This window comes from Kitasatospora sp. NPDC096077, assembly GCF_040303245.1.
In the GTDB taxonomy this organism is placed as follows: domain Bacteria; phylum Actinomycetota; class Actinomycetes; order Streptomycetales; family Streptomycetaceae; genus Kitasatospora.
In genome coordinates this window covers 93,246-105,385 of record NZ_JBEOSV010000012.1, presented here as the reverse complement: position 1 = coordinate 105,385, position 12,140 = coordinate 93,246, and the positions used below count along the sequence as shown (strand labels likewise).

7 protein-coding genes are annotated in these 12,140 nt (G+C 73.8%); 4 read left to right on the top strand and 3 right to left on the bottom strand.

The features are described 5' to 3' along the window. Positions 1-4 precede the first annotated feature (4 nt). On the bottom strand, positions 5-919 hold the full coding sequence (gene fdhD, locus ABTZ03_RS14495) for a formate dehydrogenase accessory sulfurtransferase FdhD (protein ID WP_350513267.1): 915 nt from the start codon (positions 917-919) through the stop codon (positions 5-7). A 128-nt stretch (positions 920-1,047) separates the two neighbouring features. Beyond that, entirely contained in the window at positions 1,048-1,515 is a 468-nt protein-coding gene (locus ABTZ03_RS14490) for a GreA/GreB family elongation factor (protein ID WP_350513266.1), read from the bottom strand. 148 nt (positions 1,516-1,663) lie between these two features. On the opposite strand from ABTZ03_RS14490, the gene ABTZ03_RS14485 reads away from it, so the two are divergent. The 4 genes from ABTZ03_RS14485 to ABTZ03_RS14470 are packed head-to-tail and all read left to right on the top strand — an operon-like array spanning position 1,664 to position 9,900. Next, positions 1,664-3,268 (top strand): TIGR02677 family protein, encoded by a 1,605-nt coding sequence (locus ABTZ03_RS14485; protein ID WP_350513265.1) that lies wholly within the window; start codon positions 1,664-1,666, stop codon positions 3,266-3,268. Continuing rightward, positions 3,261-4,538 carry a TIGR02678 family protein gene (locus tag ABTZ03_RS14480; protein ID WP_350513264.1) on the top strand — a complete coding sequence of 426 codons (1,278 nt, stop codon included), beginning with the start codon at positions 3,261-3,263 and terminating at the stop codon, positions 4,536-4,538. Before ABTZ03_RS14485 ends, ABTZ03_RS14480 begins: the two co-directional genes overlap by 8 nt. Further along, positions 4,535-8,656, top strand: coding sequence for a TIGR02680 family protein (locus ABTZ03_RS14475; protein ID WP_350513263.1), 4,122 nt, complete (start codon positions 4,535-4,537; stop codon positions 8,654-8,656). The genes ABTZ03_RS14480 and ABTZ03_RS14475 overlap by 4 nt, the downstream gene beginning before the upstream one ends. Continuing rightward, positions 8,653-9,900, top strand: coding sequence for a TIGR02679 family protein (locus ABTZ03_RS14470; protein ID WP_350513262.1), 1,248 nt, complete (start codon positions 8,653-8,655; stop codon positions 9,898-9,900). The genes ABTZ03_RS14475 and ABTZ03_RS14470 overlap by 4 nt, the downstream gene beginning before the upstream one ends. On the opposite strand, the gene ABTZ03_RS14465 is transcribed toward ABTZ03_RS14470, so the two are convergent. Continuing rightward, positions 9,897-12,071 carry a UvrD-helicase domain-containing protein gene (locus ABTZ03_RS14465; protein WP_350513261.1) on the bottom strand — a complete coding sequence of 725 codons (2,175 nt, stop codon included), beginning with the start codon at positions 12,069-12,071 and terminating at the stop codon, positions 9,897-9,899. The genes ABTZ03_RS14470 and ABTZ03_RS14465 overlap by 4 nt on opposite strands. Between the last annotated feature and the right edge of the window lie 69 nt (positions 12,072-12,140).

Here is a 12,140-nt window from a genome sequence, read left to right as displayed (position 1 = left end):
GACGCTACGCCGGGCCGTCGGCCCCCGCGCGTCGAGCGGCCGTGAGCCGGTCGTCCGTCGGGTCCTCCAACGGGTCCGTCGGGTCCTCCGTCCTGGTGGTCTCGATCCGGTCCGGACGGGTGTACACGTTCATCGAGTCGCCGCGCAGGAAGCCGACCAGGGTCAGCCCGCTTTCCTCGGCCAGTTCCGCCGCCAGCGAGGACGGCGCGGAGACGGCGGCGAGCAGCGGGATGCCCGCCATCACGGCCTTCTGGACCAGCTCGAAGGAGGCCCGGCCGCTGACCATCAGCACCGTGCCGCGCGCCGGGAGCAGCCCCTCGCGCAGCGCGTGGCCGACCACCTTGTCCACCGCGTTGTGCCGCCCCACGTCCTCCCGCAGGCAGAGCAGCCGCCCCTCGGCGTCGAACAGTCCGGCCGCGTGCAGGCCACCGGTGCGGTCGAAGACCTTCTGGGCGGCGCGCAGCCGCTCGGGCAGCGCGGACAGCAGCTCCGGGGTGACCCGCAGCCCGTCCTCGGCGACGCTCCACGGCGCGGTGGCGCGCACCGCGTCCAGGCTGGCCTTGCCGCACAGGCCGCAGGAGGAGGTGGTGTAGAAGTTGCGCTCCAGCGAGGCGTCCGGGGCGGGCACCCCGGCGGCGAGCGCCACGTCCACCACGTTGTAGGTGTTGCCGCCGTCGGCGGTGGCCCCGGCGCAGTAGCGGATCCCGGCCAGGTGGTCGGCGGCGTGCAGCACGCCCTCGCCGGCCAGGAAGCCGACCGCCAGGTCGAAGTCGTTGCCGGGGGTGCGCATGGTCACCGTGAGCGGGCGGCCGCCGACCCGGATCTCCATCGGCTCCTCGGCGGCCAGGGTGTCGGGTCGGTGCGCGGGCACGCCCTGGCGCAGCCGCAGCACCCGGCGGCTCACGGTCACTCGGCCCATGGCGGTCGGCTCCTCGGTGTGGTCCGGTCGGTTCGGTTCGTACATTCGATTCGTACGGAGGAATCCTCTCGCAGCACCGTCCGGACCGCCGACCTGCTCCGCCGCGCCGCCCCACGCCGTCCCGTCTCCTAAGCGGCGTCACCCACCGCCAGCACGACCGCGCTCGCCGCGCCGCCCGGCGTCTCGTAGGTCACCCGCTCCCCGGCGTGCCGGCCCAACAGCGCCTTCCCGAGCGGACTGTCGTACGTCACCAGGGTCAACTCCCGTTCCTCGGCCAGCTCGGAGATCTCGACGGTCTCCTCCTCGCCGTCCCCGAACCGCACCTTGACGGTCGAGCCCACCCCGATCACGTCCGTCGACGGCGCCCCAGCCACCTCGGCCTCCCGCAGCCGCCCCTCCAGCTCGACGATCCGCCGGTCCAGCCGGGTCACCTCCGACGCCCGCTGCAACTCGTCCGCCGCGTCCGCCCGGTCCCCCACCGGATCCTCCCCCCGCAGGGTCGCGGCCACCTCCCCCCGCTCCGTCCGCAGCTGCGCCAACTCCTCGCGCACCGCCCGCAGCCCCTCGGCACTGATCGGTTCCGGACCACCGCTCATCGCACGCTCCCGGGTCTCTCGCCACACCCTCAAGCACCGGCCATCCCATTACCCCACCCCGCCGCGCCCCCGGCAAATCCTCGCCGAAGTCGTCCCGGATTCGATGAACTGGTTCGCCTGGATACCGACCTCCGGCACAATGACGCCCATGACCAGCGCCGACGACCCGAGCTCGAGCCCACAGGTCGGCGACCCGGGCCGTTCCGACGGGCGGTACCGGCCGTTCGCGCATCTCATCGCCGACCACTCGGAGCTCTACCGGCAGGTGATGGGGGTGTTCGTCCGGGCCAAGCAGGAGTTCACCGTCCATCTGCGTCCCGAGGACGTCCACCTGGGCCTCGCGCCGGAGGGGCGGCCGCCGTTGGAGGCGGTGGCCACCGCGCTGGAACGGCTGGCCAAGTGGGGGAATCTGCGGGCCGATCCGGACACCGGCCGGGTCACGGCGCTGGAGGACTTCTACCGGTCCCGGCACATCTACCAGCTGACCCGTGAGGGCGAGGCCGCCGAGGAGGCGCTGGGCGCGTACGACGAAGCGCTCGGCCGACGCGGCGAGTTGCAGGCGGTCGCCCTCGCCGACATCGTCGTGCAGCTGCGGGCCCTGCTGGTGCTGGCCGACCGGGACACACCGGACCCGGCCGTGACACATCTCGCGATGCTCGCCCTGGTGGACCGCTTCTCGGGGCTGGCCGAGAACGCGCGCGCCTTCATGAACTCGCTCCAGCGGACGGTCGACCTGCACGAGGCCGAGGTCGAGGTGTTCCTCGCCTACAAACAGCGGCTGATCGACTACCTGGAGCGGTTCATCGAGGACCTGGTGACCAGGGGCGCCGAGATCGCGCGACTGCTGGAGGACCTCGGTACGCGGCAGGAGGGACGGATCGGGCCGCTGCTGCGGGTGGCCGCCGAACGCGAGGCCGCCGATGCCGCCCCGGACGTGGCGGTCGAGGCACTGGTCGCGGCGGAGCAGCGCTGGCTCGGCCGCTGGGACGGCCTGCGGGCCTGGTTCCTCAGTGTGCCGGGGCGTACCTCCCAGGCCAAGCTGCTGCGCTCCGCCGCTCGCCAGGCGATTCCCCAACTACTCGGTGTCGTCCAGGTGTTGAACGAACGCCGGGCGGGCCGATCGGACCGGTCGGCGGACTTCCGGGAACTCGCGCGCTGGTTCGCCGAGGCGCCGGACGACGACGCCCGGCACCGCCTGTGGCGCTCGGCGTTCGGCCTGTACTCGACCCGGCATCTGACGATCGATCAGGCGGACCTGGCGGAACGCGAGGGCGAGTCCGTTCCGGCCACCACCTCCTGGTCCGACGCCCCGGGCGTGCGGATCAGTCCGCAACTGCGGCGCACCGGCTCGTACGAGCGGCGCGGCCGGGCCCGGGCGGTGCAGGACCGCAGCGAGGCCAAGGCCTACCTGGCCGAACTGGCCCGCAAGCAGGCCGAGCAGACGGCGGCGGTCCGTGCCCGGCTGGCCACCCGCGGTGAGGTGCTGCTCAGTGACCTGGACGAACTGGACCGGGAGGCCTTCCGGCTCTTCCTCCTGCTCCTCGGCGACGCGCTGTCGGCCTGGCGTCCGGGCACGGAGTCGGTCTCGACCACCACCAACGACGGGACGATGGAGATCAGGCTGACCAGGGTGCCGGGCGGGGGGATCGCCGAGATCCACACCCTCGACGGTGTGCTGTGGGGCCCGGAACACCTGGTCGAGATCACCGACCTGGCGAGCGAACGCGATCCCCTGGGGGCCGTGCGTGACTGAACACCGTCTGGGGGACGCCCTCGCCGCGCAGCGTGCGGCCGAAGTGCGGCGCGCCGCAAGGGCGCTCCTGCGCCGACCGCTGCTGCAGGCGGCCGGTTCCCATGCCGACGAGTTCCGCCTGGTACGCCGGCACGCGACGGAGCTGCGGGCCTGGTTCGAGCGGAACACCGGCTGGCCGCTGCTGGTGGACTCCGAGGTGGCCCGGCTGCGGCGCACTCCGGGCCGGGCCGATGACGCCACGCATCCGGCCCGCGACCAGCGCACGGGGCTGCCGTTCTCGCGCCGCCGCTACGTCCTGGTGTGCCTGTGCCTGGCGGTGCTGGAACGTGCCGAGCAGCAGATCGCCCTGGGGCGCCTGGCGGAACAGGTGGTGCTCGCCGCGGCGGATCCGGCGCTCGACGCCGCCGGCGTGTCGTTCGGCCTGGCCGACCGGGAGCAGCGCACCGATCTGGTGGCCGTGGTCCGACTGCTGCTGGAGTGGGGGGTGCTGGCCAAGGTCGCCGGAGACGAGGAGGCCTTCCTGAAGTCCGCCGGGGACGCCCTCTTCGACGTGGACCGCCGGGTGCTCGCCGTCCTCCTGGCGTCCCGGCGCGGACCGAGCACGGTACGCGCGGACGGCTTCGGGGAACGCCTCGCCGAACTCAACGCCGAGGTCCTGCCGGACAGCGACGAACTGCGCAACCGCGCGCTGCGGCACAGCCTGACCCGCCGACTGCTGGACGACCCGGTGGTGTACCTGGACGGGCTGACCGACAGCGAGAGCGCCTACCTCACCTCGCAGCGCGGCGCGCTGACCCGGCGGATCGGCGAACTCACCGGCCTGGTCCCGGAGGTCAGGGCGGAAGGGCTGGCCATGGTGGACCCGGACGACGATCTGACGGACCTGCGGATGCCCGAGTCGGGCACCGACGGCCATGTGGCCCTGCTGACGGCCGAGTACCTCGCCGGGCGCGGCGGCGGCCCGGTGCCGCTGGCCGAGCTGCACCGGCGGATCGTCGGCTGGGCGCAGGAGCACGCGGGGTTCTGGAGGCGGAGCGCCACCGCCCCCGGAGCCGAGGTGGAGCTCGCCGGGCAGGCGGTGGAGCGACTGGTCGCGCTCGGGCTGCTGGAGCGCGCGCAGGCCCCGGACGGCTCCGCCCTGGTGCGCCCCAGGCCCGCCCTGGACCGCTACCGAGTGGGCGAGACCGTTCTGCTGGAACCCGGCCAGAGCGCCCCGAAGAAGAACACGAAGACGACCGCCGGCCGCACGAAGGGCGCGAGGACCCGATGAACACCACCGCCGAGAAGCCGCTGCCGCTGCCCCTGCCCGGCCGGGACCGCTGGCAGCCGCTGCGGGTCGGCCTGGTCGACCTCTTCTACTACGACGTCGAGGAGTTCCACTTCCGGGACGGCCGCCTGCTGTTCCGCGGCAACAACGGCACCGGCAAGTCCAAGGTCCTCGCCCTGACCCTGCCCTTCCTGCTCGACGGCGACCTCTCCCCGCACCGGGTGGAGCCGGACGCCGACCCGAAGAAGCGGATGGAGTGGAACCTGCTGCTCGGCGGCGAGCATCCGAACCCCGAGCGGCTCGGCTACACCTGGATCGAGTTCGGCCGCCGGGACGAGGACGGCACCGCGCACTACACCACACTCGGCTGCGGGCTGAAGGCGGTCAGCGGCCGGGGCATCGCCCGGCACTGGTACTTCGTGACCGACCGGCGGATCGGCCCCGAACTGCGGCTGGTGGACTCCACCGGCGCCGCGATCGGCCGGGACCGGCTCGCCGAGGCCCTGGACGGCCGGGGCCTGCTGTACGACTCCGCGAAGGCCTACCGGCGGGCGGTGGACGAGGCCCTGTTCGGCCTCGGCGAGCAGCGCTACGCGGCCCTGGTCGACCTGCTGATCCAGCTGCGCCAGCCGCAGCTGTCCAAGCGGCCCAGCGAGAAGGCGCTCTCCCAGGCCCTGACCGAGTCGCTGCCGCCGATGGACCAGGCGGTGATCGCGGACGTCGCGGAGGCGTTCCGGTCGCTGGACGAGGAGAAGGACCAACTGGCGGTCATGGCCGCCGCCGAGCGCGCCGCGGGCGCGTTCCTCCAGCACTACCGTCGCTACGCCCGGGTGGCAGCCCGGCGCAAGGCCCGCGCCCCCCGGGCGCAGCACTCCCGGTACGAGGCGTTGCGGACGGAACTGAACACCGCGGAACAGGACTTCGAGGACGCCGGCACGGCACTCGCCGAGGCCGAGACCCGGCTGGTGGAGCTGAACCGGCAGCGCGCCGGGCTGCGGGCCAGGGACGAAGCCCTGCGGGCCGGACCGGAGATGCGCAGCGCCCGCGAACTGGAGCGGGCCGCGGCCCTGGCCGAACGCACCGCGCGGGACGCCGAACGGGCCGCGGCGGACCGCGTCCGCGCCGAGGGTGAACTGACCAGGGTCACAGCCAAGTTGGGCTCCGCGCGGTCCCGTGCGGAGGCGGCCCACCGGGTCGGTCGGGCCGCCCTCGACCGGGCCGGCGAGACAGCGACGGCGGCCGGCCTGGAGCGGGAACACGCCGACCGGGTCGTCCGCCCGCTCGATGAGGGCCAGCTGCCCGAGACCGCGCAGCGCAACGCCGCGGAGCCCACCGACCGCCGCCAGCGCGCGATCACCCTGGTCGAGGAGCACGCGGCGACCGCCCAGGAGGCCCTCCGCGAGCTGGACCGTGCGCGCCGCCGGCTGGAGGACGCGGACGGCGAACTGGCGCACCGGGTCGAACTGCGGACCGCGGCCGAGCAGAACACGGTGCAGGCGGGCCGGGACTATCTCGGCACCGTCCGCGCACACTTCGCCGGGTGCGCCCTGCTCCGCCCCGCCGATCCCGAGGGCATGCTCGACCGACTCGCCGAGTGGACGCGGGCGCTGGCCGGCGCCGACCCGTCCAGGGCGGCCGCGCAGCAGGCGGCCGCCGCCGTCGGCGCCGAACTCGCCCGACACCGTGCGGCGCTGGAGTCCGAGCAGCGGGACGCGGGCGAGCGTCGCGAACGGCTGCGGGCCGAGCTGGCCGAGTTGCGGGCCGGCGGCCGACGGGACCCGCGGGTGCCGTACACCCGCTCACCCGAAGCCCGCCAGGGCCGCCCCGGTGCGCCACTCCGGCACCTGGTGGACTACACGGAGGGCCTCACGCCGCAGCAGGCGGCCGATCTCGAAGCGGCCCTGGAGGCCTCCGGGCTGCTGGACGCCTGGGTCTCCCCGGACGGTACGGTCGCCGCGGCCGGCACCTGGGACACCCTGGCGACCGTCGGCCCGCCCGTGGACGGGCCGACCCTGGCGGCCGTGCTGCGCCCGGCGGTGGACCGCGCCGACCCGGGCGCGGCCGCGCTGCCGGACGAGGTGGTCGCCCGGGTGCTCGCCGGTATCGGCCTGCTCCACCCGGACGAGGACCTGCCCGGCGCCGGCAGCTGGATCGGCCTGGACGGGCGGTTCCGGCTGGGAGCGCTCGCCGGCGCCTGGTCCAAGCCCGCCGCCGAGTACCTCGGCGAGGGCGCCCGCGAGCAGGCCCGGCGTGCCAGGATCGCCGTGATCGACACGGAACTCGGGCTGCTCGACGCCCAGTTGGAGGATCTCGCGGTCCGCTCCGAGGAGGTGGAGGCGAAGGTCCGCACGCTGGCGGCGGAACAGGCCGCGCTGCCGGACGACTCCGCGCTGCGCGGTGCCCACGCCGCCGCGGTCGCGGCCCAGCAGGAGCAGACCCGGGCGGTCGGACACCGGGAGACGGCCGAGCGGGCGGCCGCGGAGGCGGCCGTCCTCGCCGAGCAGACCACCGACGAACTGCACGCCCTGGCAGCGGAACTCTCCCTCCCGCCGACCGGCACCGGGCTGCGGGAGGCCCGTGAAGCGCTCGCCTCCTACCGGGAGGCCCTGGCCGCGCTCTGGCCGGCCGTCCGGGAGACCCGGGCCGCCCGGACCGCCCTGGCCGCCGAGGAGATCGATCACGGCCGCGCCGCCGAGCACACCGCGGAGCTGGCCGAGCGCGCCCGCGAGGCGGGGATCGAGGCCGTGACGGCGGGCGAGCGCCACGAGACGCTCGCCGCCACCGTCGGCGCCGCCGTCGCCGAACTGCAACGCGCACTCGCCGACGTGGCCGCCGCACTGCGGGAATGCGAGGAGGGCGAGCGGGCGACCCGCCAGGAGCAGAACGCGACCATCCGTCGACAGGCGGCGGCGGACGCGCTGCGCGACCGGGTGCGGATCGAGATCGAGGACACCGCCCGCACCCGCGCCGAGGCGATCGACGCGCTGCGCCGTTTCGTCTCCACCGGACTGCTCGCCGTCGCTCTGCCCGAGCTCGCCGAGGAACACGCCGGCGACTCCTGGGCCCCCGAGCCGGCCGTCCGTCTCGCCCGGGCCGTCGAACGTGAACTGGAGTCGGTCGATGACGCCGACCCGGCCTGGGAGCGCGTCCAGCGACGGATCACCGAGGAGCTCAAGGAGCTCTCCGACGCCCTCGCCCGGCACGGCCACACCGCGGCGGCCCGGATGCTGGAGGAGGGACTGGTCGTCGACATCGTGTTCCAGGGCCGCGAGCGCTCCGTCCCCGAGCTGGCCACCGCCCTGGCCGCCGAGGTCGCCGACCGGCAACAGCTGCTCTCCGCCCGCGAGCAGGAGATCCTGGAGAACCATCTGATCACCGAGGTCGCCGGCACCCTCCAGGAACTCGTCAGTGCCGCCGAACACCAGGTCCTGCGGATGAACGGGGAGCTCAAGGACCGCCCGACCAGCACCGGCATGCTGCTCCGGCTGGCCTGGCGGCCCGCCCGCAACGCCCCCGGCGGTCTGGCCGCCGCTCGCGACCGCCTGCTGCGTCAGTCCTCCGACGCCTGGACCGCCGCCGACCGGAGCGCGCTCGGCGAGTTCCTCCAGGCACAGATCGAGCGGGCCCGGACCGACAACCCGTCCGGGACGTGGCTGGAGCACCTCACCACCGCCCTGGACTACCGCTCCTGGCACGAGTTCGGCATCGAGCGCCACCAGCACGGCAAGTGGCAGTCCGCCACCGGCCCGGCGTCGGGTGGTGAGCGGGTGCTGGCCGTGTCGCTGCCGCTGTTCGCCGCCGCCTCCTCGCACTACGCCTCGGCCGGGAACCCGTACGCGCCGCGTCTGGTCACCCTGGACGAGGCGTTCGCCGGGGTGGACGACGACTCCCGCGCCAAGTCGCTCGGTCTGCTGGCGGCCTTCGACCTGGACGTGGTGATGACCTCGGAGCGCGAGTGGGGCTGCTACCCCCAGGTGCCGGGTCTGGCCATCGCCCAGCTCTCCCGGATCGACGAGATCGCCGCCGTGCTGGTCACCCGCTGGGAGTGGGACGGCCGTCGGCGCGCGCGGGCGGACGACGGCGACATCCCCGGTCCGCGGCAGGAGAGCGTGTTCTCGTGACCACGGACGTCCCACGACTCCGGCGGCTGATCGGCACGCCCGAACTTGCCTGGCTGCTCGACCGCGTCCGCCGACGGATGGAGGCCGGGCAACCGCTCGACGGCATCGTCACCCTGACCGGAGCCGGCGAGCCCGAACGGGCCGCCGTCGGCCGACTCTTGGGGCGCGCACCTCGGCCCGGTCGGTCGCTGTCCGTGTCCCTGGCCGCCGTCGACCGGGTACTGCGTGACAGCGGAGCAGGTCCGGACGGCCTGGGCGCCGCCGTCGTCGCGCTCACCGGACCGGTCGTCCCCCGGCAGCAGACGACCGACCGGCTGGCCCGGGCCTGGGCCGACGCCTTCGCCCCGCTGGCGTCCGTGGTGGCCGCCCGGAGCGAACTCGCCGACTGGTACGCCTCCCTGCACGCCACCGGCCTGGTCCGCCGCCTGGCCCCCGGCCCCGAGGAAGCGGCGCCGCTGCTCGCCCGCCTCGCCCGGCTGCTGCCCCACCTGCCCGTCTCGCCGCCTCGCTCGCTCAGCACCTTCGCCGCCGAACACACCGGCGACGCCCACGCGTTGGACCACGGGCCGCTGGCGACCCTCACCCTGGACGCCGTCCGGGCCCTGACCGGCACCCCGGCCGGCGACGGAGCCCAGGCGCGGCGCGACACCTGGGCGGCGGCGGGGCTCCTGCTCGACGAGCTCTCCTCCCAGGTCCTCGTCCTCAACCTCCCCGGCGACCCCGAAACCGCCACCGGGCGGGCCCTCGACGCCCTCGGGGCGGTCGGACAACCGGCCGTGCTGACCCTCAGGCAACTCGTCCGCGACGCACCCCGTCCGCCGGGCGGCGGTACGGCGTACGTGTGCGAGAACCCGGCCGTCGTCCTGGCCGCCGCCGACCGCCTCGGCCCCGGCTGCGCCCCGCTGGTCTGCCTCCAGGGCCAGCCCAGCACGGCCGCCCTGCGCCTGCTGAAGCACTACGCCGACGCGGGCTGGACCTTCCGCTACCACGGCGACTTCGACTGGGGCGGCATCCGGATCGCCACCCGCCTGCTCACCCACGTCCCCTGGACCCCATGGCGCTACACGGCCGCCGACTACCGCGCCGCCCGGGATGCCCACCCCGACACCGCGCCCCTCACCGGAACCCCGGCCGACGCCCCCTGGGACGCGGACCTCGGCCCGGCCCTGCTCGCCGCCGGGCGACGGGTCGAGGAGGAACTGGTCCTGGACCACCTCCTCGCCGATCTGGCTAGCGCCCGCTAGCGCACGGCGACGCGGGCGGGTTGCTCCTTCAGCATCGGCTGTGGGAGGACCGGGCTGAGGAAGCTGCTGGGAGTGCCGTGCCAGGAGACGGAGAGGGCTTCCCTCGCCCGCGTGCAGGCCACGAACAGTAGACTGAGCTCCCCGTCGAGGTCCTCCTGGTGCAATTGCGGGTCCGTCTCCACCGGCGTGATCGCGTTGCGCATCGGGACTGTGCCGTCAGCCACACCCGGCACGGCGACGCAACGGAACTCCAGCCCCTTCATCCGGTGCATCGTTCCGATGCGCACCCCGGGGGAGGGCGGGTTGCCGAGCAGGCAGGCCTGGAGGCCGGCCTGCTCCAGGGAGTGGGCGATGTCGCGACCGAGTTGGACGGTTCGTACGGCGATGCCGATGTCCTCCGCGCTCACGCCCGAGGAGGTCCATTCCTCGATCCGGGCGATGAGCGCCCGGATCTCCTCGGCTTTGTCGGCGTGACCGTGCAGCTCGGGGTGCGCGCCGTGCAGGGTCGAGTGGTATCCGACGAGGGACTCCTCCCCACCGTCCATGTCGTCCGGTCGTTCGCCGGTGAGTAGGGACGCGGACCAGCTGAGGATCTCGTGGGTGGTCCGGTAGTTGATCCGCAGGCGGGCGGACCGCCCGACCACCTGGATGCCGAGCGAGCGAAGCGAGACCTTGTTCCCGTAGATCCGCTGGTGGGTGTCTCCGGAGATGAACAGATCGTCCGGCCCGGCGGCGACCAGGGCACGCAGGAACCGCCACTGTGCGGGGTGGAGGTCCTGGGCTTCGTCGATCACCACGTGTCGGAACGGGCGGTTTCCCTGTTCGTCGAGCACTCGCGCGGCCTGAGCGCAGACCTGAAGGAACGTCCACTCGTCGGTCTGCCGCAGCTCGTCCTCGAACGCGGCCACAGCACGCCACAGCTGGGCCTTCTGCAGTGGTCCGATGGCCTTGCCGCGGCCGTTCCGGGGGGCCTTCAGATACTCTTCCGGGCTCCCGATCGCTTGGGCCAGCACGACCTGACGCCACTCCTGGTCGAGGAAGGCGTCGGTGAACTCGACTCCGAGCCGCTCGGCGATCCGACCCCACCGGGCGAGTACGGCACGCTGGTTGAAGATGATCCTGAGCGGGGTGCCGCCACGGGACTGACGGAGCACCTCGTTCGCCAGCGCATCGACGTTGACCACCCGGACCTTCGCCCTGATCCGTTCGTCCGTGATGAGCAGAGTCAGGCAGCGCTCAAGCTCCGCGGCGAGATCCTTGGTGAAGGTGGTGAGCAGCACGGACCCGTTCGGGGCGTCGGCTGGAAGCCGTCGCGCCAGGTGGTAGGCCCGGTGCAGCGCCACGACGGTCTTCCCGGTTCCAGGGCCGCCGGTCACCCGGGCCGGCCCGTTGTAGGAATCCCGGTAGGCGATCCGATACTGGGCCGGGTGCAGGAAGATCCGCCAGGCGTCGAAGGGACGCTCCAGGATCTCCAGCAGCTCCTCGGGGCCGGACACCAGGGCGACCCGGCCGCGTGCGTGGGCCATCGCCGAGACCAGCCCGTCCCCGGGCTGCGCGGAGCTCGTCGGGGGCACCGCCCGTGCGTACGCCTGGACGATGTCGCGGTCGACCTCCTCCGGGTCCATCCCGCTCGCCAAGCCGATCAGCACGTCGTACTGCTGCTCGGGCAGGACCCGGTGGAGCGCCTCCAGGTGGGCCTCGTCGGGCAGCAGCCGGATGATCGGCAGGATGTCCTCGTCGATGCCCAGCTGACGCAGCACCTTGTCGGAACGGTCGGCGAAGAGCCGCCGGGGCTCGTCAGCGGCCAGGACCCTGAGCGATTGGGTGACGCGTTCCAGCGCGACGTCGTTGCGGATCTCGATGCCCTGGGTGGCGGCGTTGACCGAGGCACGGTGTTTGCACGCCCAGTCGTTGGCCTTGTCGTGGGGGAGTACCTTCAGCAGCATGTAGCCGTTGCCCTGGTCGGCCTTGAGGACCACCCCGCGCCAGAAGTCGGTGATTCGGATGGTTCGGATCCGCGGATCCCGCTGGTTGGTGAGCTTCTCCAGGTGTGCGCCGGTGTGCGTCGCCTCGGTGAACTTCTCGAAGACCTCGAAGACCCTCCGCTGCACGGACTTCTCCAGCGCCGCGAACTCCAGCAGGAAGTCCCGGTGCATACCCAGCGTCGCCACGTGGGCCCCCTTGCGCCTCAACTAGGACGGGCAGTGCGCTCACTGTACTGGTCCCGGTGATCACTCGGG

What these genes read in the sequence shown, in the direction of transcription:
- fdhD (WP_350513267.1), bottom strand. Translation starts at nt 919, where the DNA reads ATGGGCCGAGTGACCGTGAGCCGCCGGGTGCTGCGGCTGCGCCAGGGC.
- ABTZ03_RS14490 (WP_350513266.1), bottom strand. Translation starts at nt 1,515, where the DNA reads ATGAGCGGTGGTCCGGAACCGATCAGTGCCGAGGGGCTGCGGGCGGTG.
- ABTZ03_RS14485 (WP_350513265.1), top strand. Translation starts at nt 1,664, where the DNA reads ATGACCAGCGCCGACGACCCGAGCTCGAGCCCACAGGTCGGCGACCCG.
- ABTZ03_RS14475 (WP_350513263.1), top strand. Translation starts at nt 4,535, where the DNA reads ATGAACACCACCGCCGAGAAGCCGCTGCCGCTGCCCCTGCCCGGCCGG.